The organism is Flavobacterium galactosidilyticum, assembly GCF_020911945.1.
Lineage (GTDB): Bacteria > Bacteroidota > Bacteroidia > Flavobacteriales > Flavobacteriaceae > Flavobacterium > Flavobacterium galactosidilyticum.
On sequence record NZ_CP087135.1, the window covers coordinates 889419 to 916044 of the forward strand.

Annotated in this window: 25 protein-coding genes and 1 tRNA gene; 14 read left to right on the forward strand and 12 right to left on the reverse strand. The window is 32.2% G+C overall.

Annotation, left to right across the window (positions count from 1 at the left end; all coding sequences use genetic code 11):
* The first annotated feature begins 4 nt into the window (after positions 1-4).
* Positions 5-445: a hypothetical protein gene (locus tag LNP27_RS03870; protein WP_229943196.1), complete on the forward strand. Its 441-nt coding sequence runs from the start codon at positions 5-7 to the stop codon at positions 443-445.
* Between the two features lie 122 nt (positions 446-567).
* Here LNP27_RS03870 and LNP27_RS03875 read toward each other — a convergent pair.
* A tRNA-Cys gene (locus LNP27_RS03875) sits at positions 568-638 on the reverse strand.
* Between the two features lie 117 nt (positions 639-755).
* Positions 756-1115 (reverse strand): dihydroneopterin aldolase, encoded by a 360-nt coding sequence (folB, locus tag LNP27_RS03880; protein WP_229943197.1) that lies wholly within the window; start codon positions 1113-1115, stop codon positions 756-758.
* A 43-nt stretch (positions 1116-1158) separates the two neighbouring features.
* On the opposite strand from folB, the gene LNP27_RS03885 reads away from it, so the two are divergent.
* The 4 genes from LNP27_RS03885 (at position 1159) to LNP27_RS03900 (ending at position 4562) form a co-directional block, all read left to right on the forward strand.
* Positions 1159-3261, forward strand: a complete 2103-nt coding sequence (locus tag LNP27_RS03885) for a glutamine--tRNA ligase/YqeY domain fusion protein (RefSeq protein ID WP_229943198.1) — start codon at positions 1159-1161, stop codon at positions 3259-3261.
* Between the two features lie 305 nt (positions 3262-3566).
* On the forward strand, positions 3567-3896 hold the full coding sequence (locus LNP27_RS03890) for a YtxH domain-containing protein (RefSeq protein WP_229943199.1): 330 nt from the start codon (positions 3567-3569) through the stop codon (positions 3894-3896).
* A gap of 39 nt (positions 3897-3935) precedes the next feature.
* The gene (locus LNP27_RS03895; RefSeq protein ID WP_229943200.1) at positions 3936-4286 is read left to right on the forward strand and encodes a competence protein; all 351 of its coding nucleotides are present in this window, start codon (positions 3936-3938) and stop codon (positions 4284-4286) included.
* 3 nt (positions 4287-4289) lie between these two features.
* Positions 4290-4562: a DUF6327 family protein gene (locus LNP27_RS03900; protein ID WP_229943201.1), complete on the forward strand. Its 273-nt coding sequence runs from the start codon at positions 4290-4292 to the stop codon at positions 4560-4562.
* Between the two features lie 30 nt (positions 4563-4592).
* Here LNP27_RS03900 and LNP27_RS03905 read toward each other — a convergent pair whose 3' ends face one another.
* A complete protein-coding gene (locus tag LNP27_RS03905) occupies positions 4593-5579 on the reverse strand; it encodes an SPFH domain-containing protein (RefSeq protein ID WP_229943202.1) in 987 nt (328 codons plus the stop codon).
* Positions 5580-5657: 78 nt separating this feature from the next.
* Here LNP27_RS03905 and LNP27_RS03910 point away from each other — a divergent pair, with 78 nt between their 5' ends.
* A complete protein-coding gene (locus tag LNP27_RS03910; RefSeq protein WP_229943203.1) occupies positions 5658-6299 on the forward strand; it encodes an outer membrane beta-barrel protein in 642 nt (213 codons plus the stop codon).
* A gap of 32 nt (positions 6300-6331) precedes the next feature.
* Here LNP27_RS03910 and gltX read toward each other — a convergent pair whose 3' ends face one another.
* The gene (gene gltX, locus LNP27_RS03915; protein WP_229943204.1) at positions 6332-7837 is read right to left on the reverse strand and encodes a glutamate--tRNA ligase; all 1506 of its coding nucleotides are present in this window, start codon (positions 7835-7837) and stop codon (positions 6332-6334) included.
* 170 nt (positions 7838-8007) lie between these two features.
* Here gltX and LNP27_RS03920 point away from each other — a divergent pair, with 170 nt between their 5' ends.
* From LNP27_RS03920 to LNP27_RS03945, 6 genes are all read left to right on the forward strand, one after another.
* Positions 8008-11301 (forward strand): DUF4175 family protein, encoded by a 3294-nt coding sequence (locus tag LNP27_RS03920; RefSeq protein WP_229943205.1) that lies wholly within the window; start codon positions 8008-8010, stop codon positions 11299-11301.
* Positions 11298-11717, forward strand: a complete 420-nt coding sequence (gene ybeY, locus LNP27_RS03925) for an rRNA maturation RNase YbeY (RefSeq protein WP_229943206.1) — start codon at positions 11298-11300, stop codon at positions 11715-11717. Before LNP27_RS03920 ends, ybeY begins: the two co-directional genes overlap by 4 nt.
* A gap of 152 nt (positions 11718-11869) precedes the next feature.
* Entirely contained in the window at positions 11870-13741 is a 1872-nt protein-coding gene (gene mnmG / locus LNP27_RS03930) for a tRNA uridine-5-carboxymethylaminomethyl(34) synthesis enzyme MnmG (protein ID WP_229943207.1), read from the forward strand.
* 279 nt (positions 13742-14020) lie between these two features.
* Positions 14021-14869: a class I SAM-dependent methyltransferase gene (locus LNP27_RS03935; protein WP_229943208.1), complete on the forward strand. Its 849-nt coding sequence runs from the start codon at positions 14021-14023 to the stop codon at positions 14867-14869.
* Positions 14870-15159: 290 nt separating this feature from the next.
* Positions 15160-15720 carry an OmpH/Skp family outer membrane protein gene (locus LNP27_RS03940; protein ID WP_229943209.1) on the forward strand — a complete coding sequence of 187 codons (561 nt, stop codon included), beginning with the start codon at positions 15160-15162 and terminating at the stop codon, positions 15718-15720.
* Between the two features lie 293 nt (positions 15721-16013).
* Positions 16014-18281 (forward strand): helix-turn-helix domain-containing protein, encoded by a 2268-nt coding sequence (locus LNP27_RS03945; RefSeq protein WP_229943210.1) that lies wholly within the window; start codon positions 16014-16016, stop codon positions 18279-18281.
* 54 nt (positions 18282-18335) lie between these two features.
* Here LNP27_RS03945 and LNP27_RS03950 read toward each other — a convergent pair whose 3' ends face one another.
* Positions 18336-19283: an HU domain-containing protein gene (locus tag LNP27_RS03950; protein ID WP_229943211.1), complete on the reverse strand. Its 948-nt coding sequence runs from the start codon at positions 19281-19283 to the stop codon at positions 18336-18338.
* A 102-nt stretch (positions 19284-19385) separates the two neighbouring features.
* Here LNP27_RS03950 and dprA point away from each other — a divergent pair, with 102 nt between their 5' ends.
* The gene (dprA, locus tag LNP27_RS03955) at positions 19386-20486 is read left to right on the forward strand and encodes a DNA-processing protein DprA (RefSeq protein WP_229943212.1); all 1101 of its coding nucleotides are present in this window, start codon (positions 19386-19388) and stop codon (positions 20484-20486) included.
* A 118-nt stretch (positions 20487-20604) separates the two neighbouring features.
* Here dprA and LNP27_RS03960 read toward each other — a convergent pair whose 3' ends face one another.
* From LNP27_RS03960 to trpS, 3 genes are all read right to left on the reverse strand, one after another.
* The gene (locus LNP27_RS03960) at positions 20605-21198 is read right to left on the reverse strand and encodes a hypothetical protein (protein WP_229943213.1); all 594 of its coding nucleotides are present in this window, start codon (positions 21196-21198) and stop codon (positions 20605-20607) included.
* A 51-nt stretch (positions 21199-21249) separates the two neighbouring features.
* Positions 21250-21459 carry a hypothetical protein gene (locus tag LNP27_RS03965; protein WP_229943214.1) on the reverse strand — a complete coding sequence of 70 codons (210 nt, stop codon included), beginning with the start codon at positions 21457-21459 and terminating at the stop codon, positions 21250-21252.
* Positions 21460-21631: 172 nt separating this feature from the next.
* A complete protein-coding gene (gene trpS, locus LNP27_RS03970) occupies positions 21632-22606 on the reverse strand; it encodes a tryptophan--tRNA ligase (RefSeq protein WP_229943215.1) in 975 nt (324 codons plus the stop codon).
* Between the two features lie 113 nt (positions 22607-22719).
* Between trpS and LNP27_RS03975 the strand changes: the two genes are divergently transcribed.
* A complete protein-coding gene (locus LNP27_RS03975) occupies positions 22720-23472 on the forward strand; it encodes a lysophospholipid acyltransferase family protein (RefSeq protein ID WP_229943216.1) in 753 nt (250 codons plus the stop codon).
* On the opposite strand, the gene LNP27_RS03980 is transcribed toward LNP27_RS03975, so the two are convergent.
* The 4 genes from LNP27_RS03980 to LNP27_RS03995 all read right to left on the reverse strand — a co-directional run bounded on the left by LNP27_RS03980 (position 23456) and on the right by LNP27_RS03995 (position 26487).
* Positions 23456-24883 carry a hypothetical protein gene (locus tag LNP27_RS03980; protein ID WP_229943217.1) on the reverse strand — a complete coding sequence of 476 codons (1428 nt, stop codon included), beginning with the start codon at positions 24881-24883 and terminating at the stop codon, positions 23456-23458. The two genes, LNP27_RS03975 and LNP27_RS03980, sit on opposite strands and share 17 nt — an antisense overlap.
* On the reverse strand, positions 24880-25422 hold the full coding sequence (locus LNP27_RS03985; protein WP_229943218.1) for an RNA polymerase sigma factor: 543 nt from the start codon (positions 25420-25422) through the stop codon (positions 24880-24882). Before LNP27_RS03985 ends, LNP27_RS03980 begins: the two co-directional genes overlap by 4 nt.
* A gap of 17 nt (positions 25423-25439) precedes the next feature.
* Positions 25440-25853 carry a hypothetical protein gene (locus tag LNP27_RS03990; RefSeq protein WP_229943219.1) on the reverse strand — a complete coding sequence of 138 codons (414 nt, stop codon included), beginning with the start codon at positions 25851-25853 and terminating at the stop codon, positions 25440-25442.
* 226 nt (positions 25854-26079) lie between these two features.
* Entirely contained in the window at positions 26080-26487 is a 408-nt protein-coding gene (locus LNP27_RS03995) for a hypothetical protein (protein ID WP_229943220.1), read from the reverse strand.
* Positions 26488-26626: the final 139 nt, after the last annotated feature.

Below are 26626 nucleotides of genomic sequence, written 5' to 3' on the forward strand. Positions count from 1 at the left end.
TATTATGAAGAATTTAATAAAATTTGTGGCACTATTTGGGATAATTGGAATGATTTTTATTTCTTGTTCAGATGATGAAACTGCTATAAATGAAACTTGCGGTTCTAATGCTGAAGTTATCGCTGAAACTATTTTTAACGATATTACTACTTCAAATTACACAATCTCGGATGTAAATCTAAATGGTGATTGTTTAGAAATAACGATCGGTTCAAGTGGCTGTAATGCTGAGCAGTGGCAAATGAATTTATATAGTACCGATTCATTTTATACCGTTTATCCCTACCAAAGGACAGTTAAACTTAAATTAATAAACAACCAATTATGTCTTGCAGTATTCCAAAAAACTAAATCTTTTGACTTGACACCATTTCAAATCAAAGGACAAAATCAGGTACCTCTAAATATTGAAGGTTGGAGTACGACAATAATATATAAATATTAACATAATAGCCAAAAAGGTTTTAGTATCAAGCAAGCCCACGCTGCCTAAAGTCTCCCTACTTTTAACCATAACTTTTAAAAATTAAGTATAAAAAAACCTCTCTAAAAGAGAGGTTAATTCAGAGGCATCGTCCGGATTCGAACCGGAGTAGGAGCTTTTGCAGAGCCCAGCCTAGCCGCTCGGCCACGACGCCAATTATTTATTGGATTGCAAATGTACTATAAAAAATTCAAATTCCAAATTAGAAATTCCAAAATAAAAAGGGATTATTGAATTACTTTTTATTTTGGAATTTCTATAAATTTATAATTTAACTTCTATATTCTTCCATTTCAATTGTAACTGCTTCAACATCACCGCCAATAGGAGGGTTTAGTTTAGAAACAGCAACAATGATCCTAGAAACTTCAGGAATTTCAGCAAATATTCTAGTGATTATTCGGTGTGCTACATGTTCTAATAAATCAGATCGTATTGCCATTTCGTCTACAACTATTCTATTTAAAAGTACATAATCAACAGTATCTCTTAAATTATCTGAGGCACTAGATTTTCTTAAATCTGTTTTTACTTCTAAGTTTACTGTATAATCAGATCCTATCTTTCCTTCTTCGATTAAACAACCGTGATAGGAGTACGTTCTGATATTCTTTAGTTTTATAATTCCCATTTCTATTTTCTATTTTTTATCTTTGCTAAAATTAAGAAAAATTATGTCAACCGAAGAAAAATCACTCCATTTTATAGAACAAATCATTGAAGACAGTTTAACTAATGGTTTACCTCAAGATAAATTACGTTTCCGTTTTCCACCAGAGCCAAATGGATATTTACATATAGGTCATGCTAAATCTATTTGTTTGAATTTCGGATTAGGATTAAAGTATAATGCTCCAGTAAATCTTCGTTTTGATGATACAAATCCAGCTAAAGAAGAGCAGGAGTATGTAGATGCTATTAAAGAAGATTTAAAATGGTTGGGTTTTAATTGGAGTCAAGAATTATATTCTTCTGATTATTTTCAACAGTTATATGAATGGGCTGTTTCCATGATCAAGAACGGTAAAGCATATGTAGATAGTCAATCTTCTGAAGACATGGCGATTCAAAAAGGAACGCCTACGCAACCTGGTGTTGATGGTCCTTATAGAAACCGTTCAATAGAAGAAAATTTGGCTTTATTTGAAGCAATGAAAAACGGTGATTATCCAGAAGGAAGTCATGTTTTACGTGCTAAAATTGATATGGCATCGACAAATATGTTGATGCGTGATCCATTGATGTATCGTATTTTACACCGCCATCACCATAGAACTGGGAATGATTGGAATATTTATCCAATGTATGATTATGCACATGGCGAAAGTGATTATTTAGAACAAATTTCACATTCTATCTGCACATTAGAGTTTGTGATGCACCGTGAACTATACAATTGGTTTTTAGACCAAATTTACGATGTTAATAATGTTAGACCACATCAATATGAATTTGCGCGTTTGAACTTGAATTACACAGTAATGAGTAAGCGTAAATTATTACAATTAGTTCAAGAAAACATTGTAAATGGATGGGATGATCCTAGAATGCCTACTATTTCGGGATTAAGAAGACGAGGATATACTGCAGCTTCTATTCGTAAATTTTGCGATATTATTGGTGTAGCCAAAAGAGAAAATGTAATTGATTATTCTCTTTTGGAATTTTGTTTGCGTGAAGATTTGAACAAAACTGCTCCAAGAGTTATGGCTGTTTTAGATCCAATTAAATTGGTCATTACTAATTATCCTGATGATAAAGAAGAATGGTTAGAAGCTGAAAACAATCAAGAAGATGAAAGAGCAGGTTTTAGAAAAGTTCCTTTTTCGAAAGAATTATATATAGAAAGAGAAGACTTTTTAGAAGAAGCTCCGGCTAAATTTTTTCGTTTGAGCGTAGGTAAAGAAGTACGACTTAAAAATGCTTATATTATTAAAGGCGAAAGTGTTATAAAAGATGCAGCAGGAACTATTACAGAGATTCATGTTACTTATGACGAAGATAGTAAGAGCGGAAGTGGGAGTGAAGCTAGTCAAAGAAAGGTAGCGGGAACCTTGCATTGGGTTACTATAAAACATGCTCTTGAAGTTGAAGTTCGCTTATATGATCGTCTGTTTATTGATGAAGCACCAGACAGCCATAAAGAAAAAAATTTCTTGGAATTTATGAATCCTAATTCATTGCAGGTAATTAAAGGATTTGTTGAGCCAAGTTTAGCTACCGTTCAAGCCGGTGATAAATTCCAATTTCAACGTTTAGGTTATTTCAATGTAGATAAGGATTCTGTAGCGGGGAAAATTATTTTTAATAAAACAGTTGGATTAAAAGATGCTTGGGAGGAAAAAGGGAAGAAAGAAGAAAATTTATTGATGAATACTCAGAAGGAAATCAATAAATATGTGAAGGAAAAGGAGGAGAGCAATGCACTTTTACTATTAAATTCTATAGTTGATAACATAAAAAGCATTGATAATTACAGTTTAATTATTCAAACAATTACTAAAAATATTAAGAACGATAACAACTCTTTATTGTTTTCGAATTTAATTTTGAAGCATTCTGATAAAGTAAAAGTTAAAGACATTGAAGAAGAAGCGCTGACTAAATTATATAGCATGTCATTAAAAAGTCAATTGGCTGCAGTTCGAATTTTAGCTATTGAGAATTTACAAAATGATTTGAGTAATTTCAGTCTTCTAGCAAATAACCTTGAAGAATTAAAAAAGAACGAAAAAAATGAAAAAGTGATACAATTATTAACACACCTTAAATTTTAAGGTATTATTTCTTTTAATAGATTTTTACAATTGAAAGTTCTCTTTATGAGAACTTTTTTTTATTATAGTAAATTTCTATATTATTGTATTTTTTAATTGATAATACTAATTAAAATCGAGACGTATAACTGATTTTTAAGACATTTTTTTATAAAAAATAAACACTGATATAAAAGTTTAAATAACGTTTAAAAATGAGCTTCTATTTGTTTTTTAGCTTATACAATTACACTTTAACGACTTGTTAACGGCTTATTCTTAATAATTTTGTAACTTTATAAAACAAACCTTTAAAATATATAATTATGTCGAATAATGCAGGAAATACGTTAGTGGCGATTTTAGCCGGAGTAGTAGTTGGAGCTGGAGTAGGAATTTTATTTGCACCAGACAAAGGATCAAAAACTAGAAAAAAAGTTAAAGAAGGTTTTGATGAAGCTAAGAATGAATTAAATCATAAATTTGATAAAGTATCTTCGCAATTGAGCCAAAAGCTTACTACAGCTAAATTTGATTTGGAAGATACGTATCAAGATTTAGTTTCAAACATGAGTCATAAAACGGAAGACGTAATTTCTTTTTTAGAAAATAAATTAGCAGATTTAAAAGTTCAAAATTCAAAACTTCAAAAATAAATTGATTGTACTGGCTAACTAAATACTAAGATAAATTACATGGCTTTTGAAGAATTAAAAGAAAATACAGAAGAGATTCAAGAACAAATTCATAATTATATTAAGACGAATGTTTCTTACTATAAACTATGGGGTTTCAAAGTGGCGATGAAATCGACTACTATGATTTTGAAGTTCTCATTGATTTTTATGTGTTTAAGTATGGTTTTATTATTTTGTTCTATAGCAGGAGCAATGGCAATTGGAAAATCGCTAGAAAGTTATCCTTTGGGTTTTTTGATAGTTGGTGGAATATATCTTGTAATTACTAGCTTGTTATTTTTGATCAAAGACAAAATTGTAGAAGGACCTATATTAGAGAAATTTTCAGAAATATTTTTTAACGACTAAACTATGGAAACTAAAAGATATTCTTCATACGCTCAAATTGAACGAGAACTTGAAATTTTAAAAATTGAAAAGGAAATTAGTTATCAAAAGATGATTTTTGGAGTACAGAAAGCTAAAGAAAGTTTTACACCTCAAAATATTGTAAGTAATTTGATAGGAGGTTATAGTAATGCAATTCCGTATGGAACTATATTTTCTTCGGCAGTGCCGTTTATACTCAAGAAAGCAATTCCGTTTTTAATCCATCGGTTTACAAGAAGAAAAAGAGGCAATTAAGCCTCTTTTTTTTGTAAAAAATATAAGAATTTATTCCTCTGTTTCTGGTGATTCTGTGTTTTCTGGTAGTTGATAATCAGTTTTGATTTCTTTTTTATGCTTTCCTTTATCACCTCTTATTTTCATCATTTCTCCCACTTGATTAGAAGCGCTGAAAGAGGCAATCATGTTGTTGAGCATGTCACTACCAGCTTGTGGTGAATTAGGTAATAATATCAAGTTAGAATTAGCATCAGCACCAATAGCTTGTAAAGTATCATAATGTTGAGTTACTACAATTAAAGCAGATGCTTCTTGTGAATTGATACCAACTCTATTCAAAACATCTACACTTTCTACCAGACCTTTTGCAATTTCTCTTCTTTGATTCGCAATACCTTGTCCTTGTAGTCGTTTACTTTCGGCCTCAGCTTCTGCTTTAGCTACAATTCTAATTCTAGATGCTTCTGCTTCAAATTCAGCTACGGTTTTCTCTCTATCAGCAGCATTAATTCTGTTCATTGCATTTTTTACTTGAATATCTGGATCAATGTCAGTTACTAAAGTATTAATGATTGTATAACCGTAAGTGGTCATCGCTTCATTCAATTCTCTTTTTACAGCAATAGCAATATCATCTTTACGCTCAAAAACATCATCTAATTTTAATTTTGGAACTTCCGCACGAACCACGTCAAATACGTAAGAAGTAATTTGGTCGTGGGGATATTCTAATTTATAGAAAGCATCATAAACGGTTTCTTTAATAACCATAAATTGAACAGATACTTTAAGTTTTACAAAAACGTTGTCTTTCGTTTTGGTTTCGATGATTACATCTAATTGTTGAATTTTAAGATTTACACGTCCTGCAATTCTATCAATTATTGGAATTTTAAGTTGCAAACCTGATTGTCTGATACTTAAAAACTTTCCGAAGCGTTCTATAACAACTGCGGTTTGTTGTCTTACTGTAAAAAAAGAAGATAGTAAGATAAAAAATCCAAATACGAGAAGGATAATTAATGCGATATTCATAGTTTATTTATTTTTAGTTAAAAATTAACTGACAATTTACGAAAAAACTTTAGGTTTGTGTTTATAAAATTCAATATTATGCGAAAGATTTCGATTTCAATAATTTTTGTCTTCATTACATTATCAGTCTTTTCACAATATAAATATAGGGATGCTAATAGAATAGGAATTACTGTGGGCGTAAATCAGTTTTCATTATACACGAATAATTTTCAAACTAAAGCTGAATTAGGTTGGAATGCCGGGTTATCAATGAGAGGGAACTTCTATAATAATTGGGATATGATCTACGGTATCCAATTTAGTGGGAACAGTTTTAGCGTCTCAACGACTAGTATACCGTTAGTAATAGAGCAAGTAAATTATAAATTAGCATCAGGACAATTATCATTGCTAGCAAGTTATAAGATTATCGATAGTCATTTAAGTATTGAGGTTGGACCAATTATTCAAGTGAATGGCAAATTAGAAATCGATTCTGATAAAGTAAATAATGTGATTTCAGGAACAACATTATTAGCTAAAGATATTCAAGATATTTCTAAGTTGAATGTTTATCCAATGGTAGGAATCACTTTTGGTATAGTACATTTTAGGGCTAATATTTCGTATCAATATGGACTTAATAATATCCTGGGAAACTTAAACAATCAAAATTTGGGATATAATTTCAAAGGGAATGCTGGTATCCTAAATGGTAATCTTATTATATATTTATAAAAAAAGCCCTGAAATTTCAGGGCTTTTTTGTATTATATAGACGCTATTGCTTTTTGAAGTCTATTGATAGTTTCCTCTTTTCCTATCATTTCAACAATGTCAAATAGATGAGGACCTTTAAGAGCTCCTACTAAACTCAATCGAAACGGCTGCATTACTTTTCCCATTCCAATTTCGTTTTTCGTCATCCAATCCTTAATTATTGTTTCAATATTTACAGAAGTGTAATCAGTTATTCCTTCCAGAACAGAAATTAATTCTTGCATTAAACCTGGTGTTTCTGCTTTCCAGTTTTTAATCGCTTTTTCGTCGTAAGCTGTTGGAGCCACGAAGAAGAAATCACTCATTTCCCAAAATTCGGAAACAAAATGCGCTCTTTCTTTAATTAAAGATACAATTCTAGTCAGTTTATCCTCTGATACCGTAATTTGTTTTTCAGCCAGAATAGGAGCGAAGGCTTTCGCCAAATCAGTATCTTTCTGTTTAATCAAATATTGATGATTGAACCACTTGTTTTTTTCTGGATCAAATTTAGCACCTGCTTTGTGAACTCTACTCAAGTCAAAAGAATTAACTAATTCGTCGAGAGTATATAATTCTTTTTCAGTTCCGTCATTCCACCCTAATAACGCTAAAAAGTTGATCACAGCTTCTGGGAAAAATCCCTTTTCTCTGTATCCTGAAGATATTCCTTCGTCTGTTTTCCAATCTAATGGAAATACTGGAAATCCCATTTTATCACCATCGCGTTTTGATAATTTTCCATTCCCAACAGGCTTCATGATTAATGGTAAGTGTGCAAATTGAGGTGCATCCCAACCAAAAGATCTGTATAATAAAACGTGTAATGGCATAGAAGGTAACCATTCTTCGCCACGAATTACATGCGAAGTTTCCATTAGGTGATCATCAACAATATTTGCTAAATGGTATGTTGGCATTCCATCACTTTTAAACAAAACTTTATCATCAAGTAGGCTAGTTTCAAATTTTACATCACCACGAATGATATCATGTAAATGTAAAGTTTCATTAACCGGAGTTTTGAAACGGATTACATAATGCTCACCATTTGCAATTCTTGTCGCAGTTTCCTCAGATGAAATTACTAATGAAGTATCTAGTTTTTCTCTATTGTGATGATTGTAAATAAACGTTATACCTTGTTCTTCGTCTTTTTTTCTTGCAGCATCTAGTGCTTCGGCAGTATCAAATGCGTAATAAGCATTACCTGAATTTATTAATTGAGTTGCATATTGCTGGTATAAATCTTTTCTTTCGCTTTGACGGTAAGGACCAAATTTTTCGTTTTTACCAATAGTTTCATCAGGTGAAATCCCTAACCATTCTAGTGCCTCCATGATATATTCTTCGGCGCCAGGAACAAAGCGATTTTGGTCTGTATCTTCTACACGTAAGAAAAAAATACCGTTATTTTTCTTTGCAAACAAATAATTGAATAATGCGGTACGAACTCCGCCAATATGTAAAGGTCCAGTTGGACTAGGTGCAAAACGCACACGAACTTGTTGAGACATTAGTTGTAAATTTTGTGCAAAGATACAATTCTAATAAGAGATATGATAAATTACTACAGTTTGATAATTATTTAATGAGATTGATTTCTATATTTTTTCTCATTTTGTATGCTGTTTATTATCTAATTAAAATTATTACTTTTATTGGTTATATATAATTCTCAATTATTTTGAATCAACAGCAAGTTATTTATCAAAAATTAGAAGCTTTCATTAGGAAGTTTTACACCAACGAATTGATAAGAGGAACTATTTTCTTTATTGGTTTAGGATTGCTATATTTACTAGTCACACTTTTTATTGAATATTTTCTTTGGCTTAAACCAATAGGAAGAATGATTTTATTTTGGACTTTCGTTGGTGTAGAAGTGTATCTGTTGTTTCGTTTTATTTTGTTTCCAATATTTAAATTGTTTAAACTTCAAAAAGGCATTGATTACAATCAAGCTTCTGCAATTATAGGAAATCATTTTGTTGAAGTAAGTGACAAGCTGACTAATTTTTTGCAATTATCAAATCCAAATGACAACCAAGTTAAGTCAGAATTATTATTGGCCTCTATAGAGCAAAAAGCTAGTTTGCTTCAACCAATACCTTTTAGCAATGCTATTAATTTTAAGCGAAATAATAAATATTTTCCTTTAGCAATTATTCCTATTTTATTGTTTGTTATTTTTTATTTGTCAGGAAATAGCAATGTAATTTCTCAAAGTTTAAATAGGGTAGTGCACTTCAATTCCACTTTTATGCCGCCAGCTCCTTTTAAGTTTGTTTTAGTAAACAATACATTAGAAACGCAGCAAGGAAAAGATTTCACTATTCAAATTAAATCAGAAGGTAAAGTTGTTCCAGAGAACGTGATGATTTTTATTGACAGTGAAAGTTATTTTATGGAATCTTCTAAACCTGGTGAGTTTGAATTTAAAATTGTGAGGGCAACTAAAAATACGGTGTTCCACGTGGAGGGTAATTCGATTGTATCTGAAGATTATGAGTTACAAGTTATCACTGTTCCGTCGATTGCTAATTTTGAAATGCAACTTAATTTCCCAGCTTATTTAAATAAAAAATCAGAAATCATTAAAGGAACTGGTAATGCAATTATTCCGGAAGGCACTTTAGTGACTTGGAAAATGAGTACAGTTGCGACTCAAAATGTGGATTGGATTGATCAAAATGCATCGTTTCCTTTCTCAAAAACTGCAAATACCTTTACTCTATCTAGAAGTATATCTCAAAATACAGATTATCAAATAATTACTTCCAATAGTAAGGTGAAAAACCACGAAAAATTGAATTATCAACTTTCGATTATCAAAGATCAGTATCCTGTAATAAATGTGAGCAATGCTCCAGATAGTTTAAAGGTAGCTAAGAATTATGTTTTAGGCCAAATTTCAGATGATTATGGTTTTTCAAAACTTCATGTAGTTTATTATCAAAAGGACAAACCACAAACTGCCAAACGTGGAACAATAGCAATTAAGAATAATGCTTTTGATCAATTCGTGTTTTCGTTTCCTAGTAACCTTCCTGTTGAGCAAGGCGTTTCTTATGATTACTATTTTGAAATATTTGACAACGATGTGATCCATAATTTTAAAAGTTCCAAGTGTACAATTTTTTCAAATCGAGTTGCTACAGATGAAGAAAATGTAAATGAGGTTTTTCAGCAGCAAAATGAAAACATCAATGGTTTAGAAAAATCTATAAAAAATCAAGGCAAGCAATTTTCTGAAATAGAAAAATTGCAAAAAACTGGTAAAGAAAAAGAAATTCTCGATTTTAAAGATCAACAAAAAGTTAATGAGTTTGTAAAAAAGCAAATGAAGCAGGATGAAATGATGAAGGAGTTTACCAAGAAAATGAATGATAACTTGGATAAATTCAAAACTGCTCCAAAGGATGAATTTAAGGAAGAGTTAAAAAGCAGAATGGAAAAGGCGGAAAAAGAATTAGAAAAAAATAAAAAACTTTTAGATGAGTTAAAAGATTTAAACGATAAAATTAAGAATGAAGAACTGCTTAATAAATTAGATAAATTCAAACAAAGCAGTAAAAACCAAATCAAAAATTTAGAGCAGTTAGTTCAATTAACAAAGAAATTCTATGTGCAGAAAAAAGCGGATCAAATAAAACAAAAACTTGATTCGCTTTCTGAAAAGCAAGAACAGTTATCCAATAATGAAAAGGATAATAATTTAGATAAGCAACAAGAGATCAATTCTGATTTTGATAAAATCCAAAAGGATTTAAAAGATTTGGATAATGAAAATAAGGACTTAAAATCTCCATTAGATTTACCAAAAGATGAAGTAAAGGAAAAAAGTATTGAGCAGGATTTAAAGAAAGCTTCAGAGGATTTAAAAAATGATAAGAAAGATAAAGCGAAACCTGCTCAGAAAAGCGCTGCTAAGAAGATGAAAGAAATGGCGCAAAAAATGAAGGAGGGAATGGAAGGATCGGAAATGGAGCAGTTGCAAGAGGACGTTGTTATGTTACGTCAAGTTTTAGATAACTTACTAGCTTTTTCATTATCGCAAGAAGATTTGATGTATCAATTCAAGAAACATCGTGCGGGCTCGCCAGTTTTTAATAAAAATATAAAGGTGCAACAGGATTTAAAACTACAGTTCAAACATGTCGATGATAGTTTGTTTGCTATGGCATTACGAAATCCAAAGATTGCGGAGGACATTACAAAGGAAATAGGCAATGTGCTTTATAACGTGGAAGGTTCTTTAGCTAGTTTTTCTGATGCGCAATTGCCTAAAGGTTTATCTCATCAGCAATATACTATTTCGGCCGCTAATAAATTGGCAGATTTTCTTAGTGAGTTGCTTAGTAATATGCAAATGCAAATATCGTCTATGAGTTCTGGCAAACCAAAACCTGGTGAAGGATCAGGAATGCAATTGCCTGATATCATTAAAAAGCAAGATGGCATTGGTGAGAAAGTTGAAAACGGTATTAAAGACGGAGGTAAGCGTGGTAATGGTCAAAGAGGGCAAAAGGGAAATCATGAAAAGTCTGGTGAAAATGGTGAAAGTGGTGAAGGAGATGCTGAAGCTATTATGGAAATTTATAAAGAGCAAAAGCAATTGCGCGAGGCTTTACAAAACGAACTTAATAAACAAGGTTTGGGTGGAAACGGCCAGCGTACTTTGGAACAAATGAAGCAAATAGAAAAGGAACTTTTGAATAAAGGTTTTAAAAACGAAACCCTTCAAAAGATTCTTAATTTGAAGCAGGACTTATTGAAATTGAATACTGCGGTTCAGCAACAAGGCGAAGAGAATAAACGCCAATCAAAAACTAATCAAAAGGAGTTTAATAATCAATCTAACGCATTGCCGCCTTCGTTATTAGAATATTTAAACAGTATAGAAATATTAAACAGACAATCATTACCTTTGCGTTCGAATTTTAATCAAAAGGTTCAAGAATATTTTAATAAAAAATGATCAATTTTAATTACGAAACAGACTTTGCTTTAGAGAATGAAGATGTTATTGCTTCATGGTTGTCGAATGTTATTTCATCAGAAAACAAAAAAGAGGGCGAGATAAACTATATTTTTTGCGATGATGAGTATCTACATAAGATAAATGTTGAGTATCTAAATCACGACACTTTAACTGACGTCATTAGTTTTGACTATACGATGGGGAATGAAATAAGCGGCGATTGTTTTATATCTGTCGAAAGAGTTAAGGATAATGCTAATGATTTTAACGTTACTTTCGAGCAAGAAATTAAAAGAGTTCTAGCTCATGGCATATTACATTACTGTGGCTACAAAGACAAGACTGAAACGGACGAAGCTTTAATGCGTACCAAAGAGGATGAGAAAATTGCGCTGTTCCACGTGGAACAGTAGTTAGTAGTTCTGCTTTAAAAAGCTCTGTGTTTCACGTGGAACATAATTTGTTTTTATGGAAAATACCAACATAATGTTTCACGTGGAACAAGCAATATAAATTTCAAAATCACAGCCCTGAATTACATAAAGGGGTTAAACTACAAAAGAAGATGTTTTTAGATGAATATGATGTGATAGTCGTTGGTGCTGGTCATGCTGGTTCTGAGGCTGCGGCTGCGGCCGCAAATTTAGGTTCCAAAACTTTATTAGTGACAATGAGCTTGCAGAACATTGCTCAGATGTCATGCAATCCTGCAATGGGTGGAATTGCCAAAGGACAGATAGTTCGTGAGATTGATGCGCTAGGAGGATACTCGGGAATTGTTTCAGATAGAACTGCTATTCAATTCAAGATGTTGAACAAGTCTAAAGGTCCGGCGATGTGGTCTCCAAGAGTTCAGAGTGACCGTATGCGTTTTGCAGAGGAGTGGAGAATGATGTTAGAAGGGACGCCTAATCTTGATTTTTACCAAGAGATGGTAAAAGGATTGATTATTGAAAACGGAAAGATCAAAGGAGTTCGAACTTCTTTAGGTTTGGAAATTCGGTCTAAATCGGTTGTATTGACCAATGGAACTTTCTTGAACGGATTAATTCATATTGGAGAAAAACAATTTGGTGGAGGTAGAGCAGGCGAAAGTGCAGCGTATGGAATTACCGAAGATTTAGTTGCTGCAGGTTTTGAATCTGGTAGAATGAAAACGGGAACGCCGCCACGAGTTGATGGTCGTTCCCTAGATTATTCGAAAATGAATGAGGAAAAAGGAGATGCAAAGCCAGATAAGTTTTCCTATTCTGATTTGACTTCGCCGTTGATTCACCAAAGATCTTGTCATATGACATACACGTCTCTTGCTGTTCACGATGTTTTAAGAGAAGGTTTTGATCGTTCACCAATGTTTAATGGTCGTATTCAAAGTCTCGGTCCGAGATATTGCCCCTCTATTGAAGATAAAATTAATCGTTTTGCAGATAAAGAAAGACATCAATTGTTCGTAGAACCGGAAGGTTGGAAAACATGTGAAGTTTATGTAAATGGATTTTCTACTTCTTTGCCAGAGGATATACAATTTAAAGCTTTGCGTACTGTGGTAGGTTTTGAAAAAGTGAAATTTTTCCGTCCAGGTTATGCTATCGAATATGATTATTTTCCACCAACACAGTTGAAACATACTTTGGAAACAAAGTTAATTGAAGGATTATATTTCGCTGGTCAGATTAATGGAACTACAGGATATGAAGAAGCCGCTGCACAAGGATTGATGGCTGGTATTAATGCGCATTTAAAAGTAAATGAAAAAGCGCCGTTAATTTTGAAAAGAGATGAAGCTTATATTGGTGTTTTAATTGATGATTTGATTACTAAAGGAACAGAAGAGCCTTATAGAATGTTTACTTCTCGTGCGGAGTATAGAACCTTACTTCGTCAAGATAATGCTGATTTTAGATTGACGCCGATGTCTTATGAAATTGGTTTGGCTTCTGAAAAACGTTTAAGGAGAATGGAACACAAACTAAATGAATCTGAGAAAATGGTTTCGTTTTTCAAAGATACAAGTGTTACCGTTGCAGAAGCAAATCCTATTTTGGAAGCAAAAGATACAGCATTGATCACTCAAGGTGATAAAATGTTTAAAGTATTTTCTCGTCCGCAAATTGACATAGAGGATATGTTGAAGTTTGATAAAGTGAGAGACTATATTTCCGATAATGATTTAGACCAAGAGATAATTGAGCAAGCAGAAATCCAAGTTAAGTATTCTGGTTATATCGAGAAAGAAAGAAACAATGCTAATAAATTACTTCGATTAGAAGATGTGAAAATTCCAGAAGATTTTGATTATAATAAAATCAAATCGATGTCGATAGAAGCAAAGCAAAAGTTGAGTAAGATTCGTCCCGTAACAATTTCGCAAGCTTCAAGAATAAGTGGAGTTTCGCCAAGTGATGTTTCGGTGTTATTAATTTACATGGGAAGGTAGGGATTTTTGATTTTGGATTTCTGATTTGTTAGACCTAATTGATTAAAGATTTTTGATTTTTTATCTTTATTTAAGATTTCAATTCTGATTTGTTTTTTTACATCTGAAATCAAAAATCGTTACTCTCAAATCTCAAATCATTTTGTTCCACGTGAAACTACCGCCAAAAGCCTTGCTGTTGTTGGTAAAACGTAAAATAAATAATTTGAATCCCGAAAGTATCTCAAAATACTTTCGGGATTTAGTTTAAAATAAATTTTAAAAAAGTTGTATTAATAAATGGACATTTCAAACAAAAAGCATTTTCTCACCGTTAAAGATTATTCAGTTTCTCAAGAAACATTTGATTTGTATCATGATGAAGATTTGGATATGTTAATCACATATCCACAGCCTAGTTTAGAAAACTTAGGGAAGTATTATGAAAGCGTTGATTATATTTCGCACACGGATAGCAAAAGATCATTGTTTGAAAAATGTTATCATTTCATTAAGAGTATCGCTTTAAAAAATAAATTAAATTTGGTTAATTCATTACAACTTGAAAAAGGGAATATTTTGGATATTGGAGCTGGAACAGGAGATTTTTTATCCGTGGTCAAAGAGAACGGTTGGAATACAATAGGAGTAGAACCAAGCGAGAAAGCAAAAGCAATTGCAAAAAAGAAAGGAGTTTCATTTGTAGATCAAACAAGTGAGTTGGAAAATAATTCTTTGGATGTGATTACGATGTGGCACGTTTTGGAACACGTTCCTAATTTAGATAATCAAATAAAAGAACTGAAGCGATTACTAAAACCAAATGGAAGTTTAATAATTGCGGTTCCAAATTTTAAATCATTCGATGCAAAACATTATGGGAATTTTTGGGCAGCATATGATGTGCCCATTCACTTTTGGCATTTCTCTAAATCAGCAATAAAAAAATTGTTTGCAAAAGAAGATATGAAATTGGTACAAGTGCTTCCTATGAAATTTGACTCTTTTTATGTAAGCCTACTTTCTGAAAAATATAAAAATGGAAAAATGAATTTCGTAAAAGCATTTTTTATTGGATTACAGTCTAATTGGAAAGCAAAGAAGAATTTTGAGTATTCATCGCATATTTACGTACTCAAAAATAACTAAAAGCGTTTTAATACGTTTTAAGCAACGATTATTATTTAAAACAAGCTTAGTATTGGACTTTTAAAGTAATTTGTTTATTTAAAAGATATGAAAGTCGATTTTAATAGAATTTAATTATGTGTTCTCAAATAGTAATAATAAAATCTTATATCATAAATAAATAGCATTTTTTAAACTTTTTGTCAATACTATCTATTTTTTTATATTTTTGTCAACAATACAAAAAAACATCAATTCATTTTAAATTAAATTTACGATTAACGATTACCAAAAAAAGAAATATTAAAGTCATGACTAAAAAAGCATTATTATTTATCGCATTAGCAATCTCAATCGTTGCTTGTAACAAACCTGCAGAAGCAGCTAAAGAAGTAAAAACTGCTTATGTAGACACTTCTGAATTAATGAAACAATACACAGAGGCAAAAGACCTTGAAGCAAAATATAAATCAAAAGCAGAAGAAAAAGGAAGGCAGCTAGATGCTGAAATCAAAAGATTCAAGCAAGAAGCAGCAAGTTTCCAATCGCAAGCACAAGCTAACGGTCAAGAATGGGCACAAAAGAAAGGTGCTGAATTACAAAAAAGAGAGCAACAATTAGGATATGCTCAACAAGCATTATCTCAAGAATTGCAACAAGAAAGCGGTAAAGAAATGGATTCTTTAGTAAGCGGTGTAAAAAAATTCATCAAGGCTTACGGTAAGGAAAAAGGATATGCCTACATCTACGGAACTGGTGATGCAGCTTCAATTCTATACGCAGAAGATAAATTTGACATCACTAAAGAAGTGATCAAGTCTTTGAATGACAAATACAAGTCAGCTGAGAAAAAAGAAGAAGTTAAAAAATAAGTTTTTATATTAATTCGTAAAAGAACCTTCATCTAGTTTTAGAATGAGGGTTTTTTTTTGAAGCTATTTCTCACTATTCATTATAATCTCTCGTTTATAAATTGTTTTTTCTTACCCATAAAAGGAGCTTCTTTTAGTCGCTCTTTTCTGGCTAGAAAATTTTAATTTCTAAATCTCGGGGATTTCCATTGCTATCGAGGCTAAAAACGATTTGAATTATAACATAAATATTTTGCTGAAACGAAAATTTTATATCTAATTTTCAATACTTTAGCTACCTATATACACGCCTAATGCAAACTATTTCTGAAGCTGCCGCTTACACTTTACGATTTATCAATCAAACACATCGCTCTGTTTTTCTAACTGGTAAAGCAGGTACTGGAAAAACTACACTTTTACGCGAAATTATCCAAACTACGCACAAGAATACTGTGGTCGTGGCACCTACAGGTATTGCTGCGCTAAATGCTGGTGGAGTTACAATTCACTCGATGTTTCAACTGCCTTTTGGTGGTTTTATTCCTGATAATTCTGCACCGCAATTTTCTGATAGTACTAAGTTTGAGACGAAAGCTACTTTACGCCGACATTTCAAAATGAACGGTGTCAAGAAATCCGTGATTCGTAACATGGAATTACTAATTATTGATGAAGTAAGTATGTTGCGATCTGACTTATTGGATGCAATGGATTATATGATGCAATCCGTTAGGAAAAAAAACACACCTTTTGGAGGTGTTCAAGTATTATTTATCGGTGATTTATTGCAATTACCTCCCGTAATTCGGGATGAAGAGTGGCGAACATTGAAAACGTATTATCGTGGAAAATTCTTTTTTCATTCGCATGTAGTACAGCAAAACCCGCCTTTGTATATTGAATTGTCTAAAATTTTCCGTCAGACTGATGATACTTTTATTTCTGTATTGAATAATTTGCGTAACAATCAGATTTCGCAACAAGACATTCAAACATTAAACAAATACGTAAAACCGGACTTTGACTTAAAAGCAAATAAAGGGTATATCACTTTGACCACGCACAATAACAAAGCGGATACGACGAATGCGCAGGCTTTGGAAGACTTAGAAGGCAAGTTAGTAGTGTACCATCCTGATATTGTTGGAGATTTCCCAGAGAAAATTTTCCCCGTGGAACAACAACTTCAATTGAAAGTTGGAGCACAAGTTATGTTTGTAAAAAATGATCTTTCAGCAGATAAAAACTATTTTAACGGAAAAATGGGAATTATCAAGTCGCTGTCCAGTCAAGAGATATTAGTTCATTTTCCAGAAGAAAATAAAACCATAGAAGTTGACAAGTACGAATGGAAAAATATTCGCTACAAAGTGGATGAAACTACTAAGGAAATCGAAGAAGAGGTTTTGGGAACTTTTGTTCATTATCCTATAAAATTAGCTTGGGCCATTACGGTTCATAAAAGCCAAGGATTAACGTTTGACAAAGCTGCGCTTGATGTTTCGCAAGTTTTTCTTCCTGGACAAGCATACGTCGCGCTGTCGCGTTTGCGCTCTTTAGAGGGGCTTATTTTGCTTTCTCCACTGCGTATGAACGGTATTTCAAACGATCAGGATGTGATGGATTATTCGCTAAACAAAGCAACCGATGACTTTTTAGAGAATGCGTTGCATTTTGAAACTAAGAATTTTATTCATAACTATTTGATTAATAGTTTTAATTGGATGGATTTAGCTCAAGAATGGCGCAATCACAAATTCAGTTATAACGACAATGGCGAAAGTTCCGTGAAATCTAAGCAAGCGGTGTGGGCGCGTAGGCAATTGGAGATTATGGAACAACTTTTAGATCCATCCAAAAAGTTTATCACACAATTAAATAAACTCTTTAGTCAAGAAACAGTAGATTTAAATCATGTTTCAGAGCGTGTTCAAGCTGCTTACAGCTATTTCATGCAACCAATGGACGAACTAGTTTTTGAAATTTTGTGGAAAATAGAGGAAATACAGCGCAGCAAAAAAGCCAAAGCTTATTATGAAGAATTAGTTGTTTTGGAGGATTGGCAAACTAAAGCCGTTTTGCAATTGATGAAAGCCAAATTATTAATAGAAACTGTCGTTGCTGGAGAAACAATTTCGAAAGAGAAATTGACTTCTAAAGAAATAAAGAACTACATCAACCGAAAAACATCAGTTATTCAGGAGCAGTTTAAGAAAGTAAATATCACTTTGATCGATGATGACAAGGATTTAGACCGTTATACTTCTAAAAAATCCAAAACAAAAGCACCTAAAAAATCAACCGTTCAAGAGACCTATGAATTGTGGGTTGAGAAGAAATCTATCGATGATATTGCAACGATTAGAGTACTTACCAAGCAAACTATCTATTCCCACTTTGTACAATTGATACAAACTAAAGCAGTTTCTATTTCAGAGGTTTTACCTGAAGATAAAATTCAAACTTTGGCGCAAGCTTTTCAAGGATACAAAGAAGAATCTTTGAATGCATTAATGGAAAAAAATGGTGAAAAATTCACTTGGAACGAGGCGCGAATGTATAAAGCGAGTTTGAATTAAAAGGTATTTAAAAACTAAAAAAACCTATTCGATAAGAATAGGTTTTTTTAGTTTTTATAAGGATTGAATCAATATCCAAGCTTCAGGATTGTGTTTTATATTAATTTCTTTTTTTGCTTTTTCTGCTTCAGCAAATGTTGCGTAACTTCCATATAGAACAGGGTAAAAACCATTCTTATTGGGAGCTATGCGTTTGGCGTTATAACCTAAGTTGGTCAAAATGCGTAAAGTTTTATCAGCATTTTTTTCTTCTCTGTACACTCCAGCCATAATATGATATGGCATTTTCACTGCCTTATCAGATTTTACAAATAAAGTAACAGGAGGAACGGGACTTTCTATAAAGAAAGTAGCTTCTTGAATTTTATGTTGAACTTGTTTTTGAACGGCAGTTTCAACAATAATTGTTTCTGCTGCGATTTGGTTTTGATACATTGGGTAGCCAATTCCTCCAGCAATTCCTAATCCTATAACAAATATAGCTGCATATTTTAAATATGGATTTGATGCTTTTGTTTCTTCAGGAAACATTTTTATTGTAGTGGTATCCACAATTGCTTCGATCTCTTTTTCAAAGATTTCTCTTTTTACAAGCGGTGAAACAAATGGAGCCAAACCAAAAGAACTAGTCAAATAATTAGCCTGATCATAAGGTGTGAAAATCATGTTTTTATCCCCATTCAAACGAATATCACCAACATTTTTTATGGCAAGTATATTATTATCCTCTAATGCTTTTTTCCAATTAAACACTTCATGTTGGATGGCGCTTAAAACGTAGTCATAAGAGGTTTTCTCTGCTAATGCAATATGATTGGCAAGTAAACCATCGTTGTTTTTTACATTGGCATTAAAAGCAATTCTCTTTTTAGGAGGTGAAAAAGAATTGGAACTTTCATTTAATTGAGCTGACTGTATTTCAGTCAAGAAAGCTCCAAAACCAGGAACGGTTACACATTGATAACGGTATAAAAGCTGCGCGATGTATAGTTCGATTTTCATACTTACAAAGTTATACAACCAAAATAGTTATCAAAATTTTATTCACAATTTTTATTAACAATTCACGTAAAATTTTATACATTTCACACTCAAATAATTAGCATGAACGAGCAGGATTTATTTTATTTATTGGCTTTGCAAAGAATTGATGGAGTTGGCGATATTATGGCCAAAAAACTCTTGACACATATAGGAAGTGCCGAAGCTATTTTTAAAGCTAAATCTTCGCAACTTGCTGGAATTGATGGAGTGGGATTAGTGCTACTTAAGAATTTAAAAGATAAATCTGTTTTCGAAAGGGCAAATCGGGAATTGGAATTTATAAAAGCTAATGATATTAAAGTGGCGCATTTTCAAGATGAAAATTACCCAGAACGGTTGAAACATTGCATTGATGGACCGCTTTTATTATTTACATCAGGAAATATCAATCTAAAAAACAGAAGAATAATCAGTATTGTAGGAACGCGACAAATCACCTCGTACGGAACTGAATTTTGCCGCAAACTAATAGAAGATTTAGCCCCGTTAGATCCTATTATAGTTAGTGGATTTGCTTATGGTGTAGATATTGTAGCGCATCAACTCGCCATGGAACATAATCTACAAACCATTGGAGTAGTGGCGCATGGATTAAACCAAATTTATCCCAAAACTCATAAAAAGTACGTTGCTAAAGTCGAGCAAAATGGTGGTTTTATGACCGAGTTTTGGAGTTCTTCGAATCCCGATAAAGAAAATTTCGTAAAAAGAAACCGAATTGTAGCAGGAATGAGTGAAGCCACTATTGTAATAGAATCAGCTGATAGAGGAGGTTCCTTGATTACCGCAAATATGGCAAATGATTACAACCGTGATGTTTTTGCAGTTCCTGGTCGCGTTACAGATAAATACAGTCAGGGTTGCAATAATTTAATTAAAACCCAAAAAGCAAATGTGCTCACTGGTGCTGCTGATTTAATTTATATTTTAAACTGGGATATTGAACAGAAAACAAAACCAGTACAAAAACAATTATTTGTAACCTTAGATGATGATGAACAAAAAGTATACGATTACCTATTAAAAACAGGAAAAGAATTGATGGATATCATTGCTTTGCGTTGCGATTTCCCTATCTATAAAATCTCAGGAATGTTGCTGAATATGGAATTGAAAGGCGTGGTAAGGCCATTGCCAGGGAAATTGTTTGAGGCGATATGATTTATTTAACCCTATCAGGGTTTTAAACCCTGATAGGGTTGTGTATTTACTTAAATTCAAACTAGAAAATAAGATCACAGAAGAAAAAAGGATAATTAATTTTTTCATATATTTTTAATTATGAGTACGGACTTCCTAAAAAGCATTTAAAAACCCATTTGTTTTCATTGTTTTTTGTCATTAATACGATACCACTATTAATTGATGTAAAACCAGTATCTCCACTACCTGACATAAAACTGACCAACGCTTCTTTTTCATTAATCAATAAAGGAACTGATAAATGAAAGATTATTCTATTAGGCAAATTGAAATATTCTTCGGTTTTAATTGTTTTTCTAAAGTCTTCGCTACTTTGCGTTTGCAAATTTTTGATTATAAAATCAGAATTTTTCCAATAATATTGAGGTTCTTTTTCTAATTCCTTGGTCATCTTTACTGCTTGAATCGAGTCAATTAAACTCTTTTTGTAATTTATTAGAAGAGATAAATAGTCGCTCAAAACTTGTTTTTTGGGAATAGTTGTTTCGATAACAACTATGTTATTATTGATTCTATATCTATATACACCAGATGCTAATTCATTTTCTAAAAAATTATTAATAATTTCTTTTTCATTTTTACTTAACTCAAGCTTTTCTTTAGTTTTTATGGAAGATGAACACGAAAAAGTTAAAATTATAACTAGTATTAATAATACATTTTTTCTCATAATACTTTAATTACATGGTTGCCCATAATTTATTTGCTCTTTTGATGTGCCTTACCCAACTATAAATCCAACTGATTCCGCAGCATACCTATTTTTAATTCTGATACTTTCGGCACTTCCAGGTGGATACGTTTTAACAAATATTGGAGCTGCACTTAATCCTCCCCAAGCTAGATCTTCGTATAGTTGATAAGGCAGGGTGTGGTTTGCGTCATATTCTTGTAAAGCAGATGCCATTGCAGCTACAAATTTATCTGCCATTACTGGTTTGTTTCATGATTTAATTTTTAAAGTTGATATTATTTTAGTAAATAGTTTAGGGTAAAAATAAGTTATAAATATCATTTGTCAAACACCCACTTTTAGTGATATTCACAAAAAAATCCCTTTTCAGTTATTACACCAAAAAGGGATTCTTATAAGTTTGTATAACTTAATTTTCGTAACCTAACTTTGCTCTAACTTTAGCTAAAACGTCATTAGCAATAGTTGCTGATTTTTGGGCACCAATTTTTAATAAAGCATCCACTTCAGGACGGTTATTAATATAGTAATTGTATTTTTCTCTTTCGGTTTTAAATTTTTCGCAAATTAACTCAAACAACGCTTGTTTTGCGTGACCATAACCGTAATTTCCACCAAGGTAATTAGCTGTCATTGTTGCTAATTGTTCTTCAGTCGCTAATAATTTATAAATTCCAAAAGCATTACAGGTCTCAGGATTTTTAGGATCTTCTAGCGGTGTGCTATCTGTTTCTATGCTCATTACTTGCTTGCGTAACGATTTATCATCTAGAAATATATTGATAATATTATTAGCAGATTTACTCATTTTTCCGCCATTAGTTCCAGGAATAAGTAAGCCGTCTTGTTGTACTATGGCTTCAGGAATGACAAATGTTTCTCCCATTTGGTGGTTGAAACGAGAAGCTACATCACGAGTGATTTCTAAGTGCTGTAGTTGGTCTTTTCCTACAGGAACAAATTCTGCATCGTAAAGCAAAATATCTGCAGCCATTAGCATTGGATAAGAAAACAAACCTGCATTTACATCATCCAATCGATCTGCTTTGTCTTTGAAAGAATGGGCTAGTGTCAAACGCTGAAAAGGAAAAAAACAACTTAAATACCAAGCCAATTCCGCAGTTTGAGGTACATCAGACTGTCTGTAAAAAACTACTTTATTTACATCTAATCCACAAGCAAGCCAAGCTGCTGCGGTGCTGTAGGTATTTGCACGTAAAGTTTCGCCATTTTTTATTTGAGTAATCGAATGTAAATCAGCGATGAAAAGAAACGATTCGTTTTCTGGTTTATTTGATAATGCTATTGCTGGAATGATTGCGCCAAGTAAGTTTCCTAAATGTGGAGTTCCAGTACTTTGAACGCCTGTAAGTATTTTTGCCATTATAAATTTTTTTCTAATTTGCAAAGTTCGCAAAGTTTTTTAATTTTTACCGCAAATTCGCAAATTTTAAAAAACTGTGTTATTATATATTCTGATTTCTTATTTTTGGCACTATGAGAGGAATTAAGATTATTTTTTGGACACTTTGGCGCATCTGGTTTTACATTTTGATGGCCATTCCCATATTGATTATGTTTCCTTTTTTGGTGGCTTCTATTTTGACTGAAAGTGGTTATCCTTACTTTTTTAAGATGGCTCGTATTTGGGCAAAATTCATTCTTTTTGGAATGGGTTTCCGTTATAAAATAGATAAAGAGCAAGATATGGAATATTGCAAAAGCTACATGATTGTTGCTAACCATACTTCCATGACAGACATTATGTTGATGCTAGCAACTACTCGAAATCCTTTTGTTTTTGTGGGTAAAATAGAATTAGCTAAAATTCCATTGTTTGGATTTTTCTATAAAAGAACTTGTATTTTAGTAGATAGAAGTTCCTCTAAAAGCAGAATGCAAGTTTTTGATCGTGCACAAAAAAGAATTAATCAGGGCTTAAGTATTTGTATTTTTCCTGAAGGCGGCGTTCCTGATGATGAGTCTGTACTTTTAGATACTTTTAAAGATGGTGCTTTCCGCTTAGCATTAGAACATAAAATACCTATTGCTCCAATCACTTTTGGAGATAATAAAAGAAGATTTTCCTATACTTTTTTTAGCGGAAGTCCTGGATTAATGCGGGTTAAAATGCATTCGCACGTAGAAACTCACAATGAATCGCTAGATAGAAGAACTATTCGGGATGAAGTTCGCGAGATAATTTACAATCAATTGTTGGAATATGAATCAGCTAGAAATGATAACTAATTCCAGAATATAATCCAATAAGAACTGGTTTACTAGTGCCGGAATTATTTGAAAAAGTATTGAGTTGGTATTTAACCATTGGTTCAAAATTAATTTGGAATGATTTTACAAATTTGTATTGGAAACCAAGTCCAATATTACTACTAAAATGCATCGCATTCAAGTTATTAGCTTCTCCTAGTTTTAGATTAATTTCTGATGAAATTAACGACACTTTATTTTCGTCTAAAAATAAAGTACTAATTCCACCAATAAGGCTAATGCCTATTTTTTTATCTACAATCGCGTAAGAAATTTCCAGAGGAACTTCATAATAACCCATTTTTTGATTGATGGTTCCCGAGCTAGTTTTTTGTAGATTTTTTTCAAATGTCATTAGTGAATTCGCACTAGCACTAGTTCGCAGTTCAACCATAGCATTAGTAGTGTAATCGACATTCGCTAAATTAGTCATGCTCAAACCGGATGAATAGGTAACATTGTTCGTGTTATATCCCAACGCAAATTTATTAATTCCTGTTCGCAACGCTATTTTTTTGCTAATGGCGTAATGAACTCCTATCCCAAAACCTATACTGTTATCAGTACTTTTAGTGTTTTCAGCAAACTGAGGATCGATGCTCGCACTTTTTGAGTTGACATACATTGCGGCTATATTAGGCGTGATTTCCCACTTGCTTTTTTCTACAGCGGCTAGTTTGTTCTTTTGCGCTTCGTTTTCCTTTAAAATTGCTTCTAATTCGTTTGGAGCGGTGTTTTGATTTAAGATTTCTTTTTTTGAATCGGTTTTGGCTGTAGCCAAATTGCTTTTTTCATTTAAAAACTCATTTTCGCTTTTATGATTTACAATGTTTTCATAAGGATTAGTAGTTTTTACATTTGATTTATCAACCAGAAAGACATCTGATTTTTGAGTTTTATCAGTGGCTTTTTCTAACGATGAATTATTTTTACTGTTATAAATCGTAGCAGTTTTTTGATTTGGCGTTTTGCCAAAGACGTTTTTTGTAGTTTTCTCAGTTGTAGTTTGGTTTTCATTTTTTTTGGTTTTCTGTAGGTCAGTTATAGCAATTTGAGAATTATTTTGTAGGTCAATTGTATGTTTATTTTCCTTTGTTGGGGCAAAAAGGCTATCCTTATTCTCGGTTGAAGAATTAATTGATTTTTTATCGAAAACAATCTTATTATTCGAATCCGTATTTGTTTTGAAAACGTTATTTATAGCAAAAAAGCCGAGTACAAACGCAGCGGCTATTCCGGTGTATTTCATCCATATTGGAATGATTTTTCGCTCTTTCTTTTCCTCGTTTAAACCTGCTTGTATATTTGCCCAAGTTTGCGCGTTAGGTTCTGTTTCAAAATCTTTGAATCTTTCTTGAAACAATCGGTCTATATCTTTATTGTTTTTCATTTTGCCGATGATTCGAATTTAATGTCTGTTAATTTTTCAATTTTTTCTTTCAAAATCAATCGTGCTCTAAAAAGATTAGATTTTGTTGTGCCAGTAGATATGTTTAGCATTTCGCTGATTTCCTTGTGTGAATAACCGTCAAGGACATATAAACTAAACACGATTCGGTATTGATCCGGTAATTCCTGAATGATTTGGAGTAGATACTCAAGGGATATGGTGTCATCGTCTATTTCGAGTTCTACTTCGGCGATGTTGTCATCAAGTATTTCTAGAAATCGAATGTCTTTAAATCGGATTAAAGCATTGTTGATTAGTATTCGTTTGGCCCAACCTTCAAAAGAGCCTTTGCCGCTATACTGTGCTATTTTTTTAAAGATAATGATAAAACCATCTTGTAAATTATCTTGTGCATCATCATAATTACGGGAATACTTAAGGCACACCCCAAAAAACTTTTTAGCAAACAATTGGTATAATTGTTCTTGAGCTTTGGGGTGATTCTTTTTACAATCCGCAATTATTTGTTCTAATGACACAGAATTGTTTTTGTTTATTAGGAAACTACTTGTATTTCTACATCTTCAAAAAGATCTTTACCATCTGCATCTTTTCCTTTGTAAAATTTAAAAATATAAGAACCTGTAGCGGTTACTTGGAAATCAAATGAAGCTTCAGATACTGGCGGAACTTCAGTACCGCATATTTCCTTGTCTAGAACTGCAGCTTGCACACCTATTGTTCTTGTATTTAAATCTTTTGCATAGTAGATACCTTGGTAAATATGGCAAGATGTCGGTTTTTGATATTTTAATTTGATAGTGTACTTTTCGCCTAATTTAAAAGTTTCTGGAAGCGTGTAACTTTCTACAGGAAGTACGCTAAAAGTGTAGGTATCATTATTACCATTGTCTAGACTACAACCTACTAAGGTTGTCATAAGTACTAAAATTAGTGCAATTTTCTTCATTTTATTTTATTTTAATAGTTTATAAAAAAAGGGCTCTTTATTAAATATTACGCTGCCCACTTTTTCATAGATGTTACTTTTTATAAAAGGTTGCGTCAAAAAACAACTTTTTTATTAAAATAATTAAGAGTGTAATTTTATTCCATTACGGATAACTTTTTAGTAGTAATTAATACAAAGGTGTAAAAAAAAGAGGTTGTTAACAATTAACAACCTCTTCTAAAATTTATGATGGAGTGCTTACTATTATAGTGTGCGTCACAAATTCAGTTTCTGACATTTTGAATTTCAAGATGTAAGTTCCTGCAGCAGCAGCTTTAAATTTATAAGGTGCTTTTTTTGTTGCTGGAGTCTTGTCGCAAGTTGTTCCTTCCTCTCTAGTTTCTACTTCAATAGTTTTTGTGTTTTCTACTTGTTTCTCATTAAACTTATTGAAAACATCACAATTACCATCGACCTTAAAGGTAACATCTAATGTAATTTCTTCATTAAGGTTTGCTGTTGTTGGTCCAGTTACTTCAGTTACTAGTGATTTTTTTAAAATAATTGTTGGTTCATCATCGTTAGAGCATGACGCGAATCCAGCTGTTACAAATAATACTAATGCTACTGCTTTTAATTTTAAATTTTTCATTTTTTAAATTTATAGGTTATTAATTACATTGAAGATGATTATTTAATTAAAAGGTTGCTTTAAAAATGAATAATTTTTTAAATCAATATAATTACTAGTTGAACTAAAAACAAAAACAGGAAAGATTATCCCAAAAAAA

Coding starts and splice junctions, on each gene's coding strand:
- LNP27_RS03870 (WP_229943196.1), top strand. CDS start 5: ATGAAGAATTTAATAAAATTTGTGGCACTATTTGGGATAATTGGAATG.
- folB (WP_229943197.1), bottom strand. CDS start 1,115: ATGGGAATTATAAAACTAAAGAATATCAGAACGTACTCCTATCACGGT.
- LNP27_RS03885 (WP_229943198.1), top strand. CDS start 1,159: ATGTCAACCGAAGAAAAATCACTCCATTTTATAGAACAAATCATTGAA.
- LNP27_RS03890 (WP_229943199.1), top strand. CDS start 3,567: ATGTCGAATAATGCAGGAAATACGTTAGTGGCGATTTTAGCCGGAGTA.
- LNP27_RS03895 (WP_229943200.1), top strand. CDS start 3,936: ATGGCTTTTGAAGAATTAAAAGAAAATACAGAAGAGATTCAAGAACAA.
- LNP27_RS03900 (WP_229943201.1), top strand. CDS start 4,290: ATGGAAACTAAAAGATATTCTTCATACGCTCAAATTGAACGAGAACTT.
- LNP27_RS03905 (WP_229943202.1), bottom strand. CDS start 5,579: ATGAATATCGCATTAATTATCCTTCTCGTATTTGGATTTTTTATCTTA.
- LNP27_RS03910 (WP_229943203.1), top strand. CDS start 5,658: ATGCGAAAGATTTCGATTTCAATAATTTTTGTCTTCATTACATTATCA.
- gltX (WP_229943204.1), bottom strand. CDS start 7,837: ATGTCTCAACAAGTTCGTGTGCGTTTTGCACCTAGTCCAACTGGACCT.
- ybeY (WP_229943206.1), top strand. CDS start 11,298: ATGATCAATTTTAATTACGAAACAGACTTTGCTTTAGAGAATGAAGAT.
- mnmG (WP_229943207.1), top strand. CDS start 11,870: ATGTTTTTAGATGAATATGATGTGATAGTCGTTGGTGCTGGTCATGCT.
- LNP27_RS03935 (WP_229943208.1), top strand. CDS start 14,021: ATGGACATTTCAAACAAAAAGCATTTTCTCACCGTTAAAGATTATTCA.
- LNP27_RS03940 (WP_229943209.1), top strand. CDS start 15,160: ATGACTAAAAAAGCATTATTATTTATCGCATTAGCAATCTCAATCGTT.
- LNP27_RS03945 (WP_229943210.1), top strand. CDS start 16,014: ATGCAAACTATTTCTGAAGCTGCCGCTTACACTTTACGATTTATCAAT.
- LNP27_RS03950 (WP_229943211.1), bottom strand. CDS start 19,283: ATGAAAATCGAACTATACATCGCGCAGCTTTTATACCGTTATCAATGT.
- dprA (WP_229943212.1), top strand. CDS start 19,386: ATGAACGAGCAGGATTTATTTTATTTATTGGCTTTGCAAAGAATTGAT.
- LNP27_RS03960 (WP_229943213.1), bottom strand. CDS start 21,198: ATGAGAAAAAATGTATTATTAATACTAGTTATAATTTTAACTTTTTCG.
- LNP27_RS03965 (WP_229943214.1), bottom strand. CDS start 21,459: ATGGCAGATAAATTTGTAGCTGCAATGGCATCTGCTTTACAAGAATAT.
- trpS (WP_229943215.1), bottom strand. CDS start 22,606: ATGGCAAAAATACTTACAGGCGTTCAAAGTACTGGAACTCCACATTTA.
- LNP27_RS03975 (WP_229943216.1), top strand. CDS start 22,720: ATGAGAGGAATTAAGATTATTTTTTGGACACTTTGGCGCATCTGGTTT.
- LNP27_RS03980 (WP_229943217.1), bottom strand. CDS start 24,883: ATGAAAAACAATAAAGATATAGACCGATTGTTTCAAGAAAGATTCAAA.
- LNP27_RS03990 (WP_229943219.1), bottom strand. CDS start 25,853: ATGAAGAAAATTGCACTAATTTTAGTACTTATGACAACCTTAGTAGGT.
- LNP27_RS03995 (WP_229943220.1), bottom strand. CDS start 26,487: ATGAAAAATTTAAAATTAAAAGCAGTAGCATTAGTATTATTTGTAACA.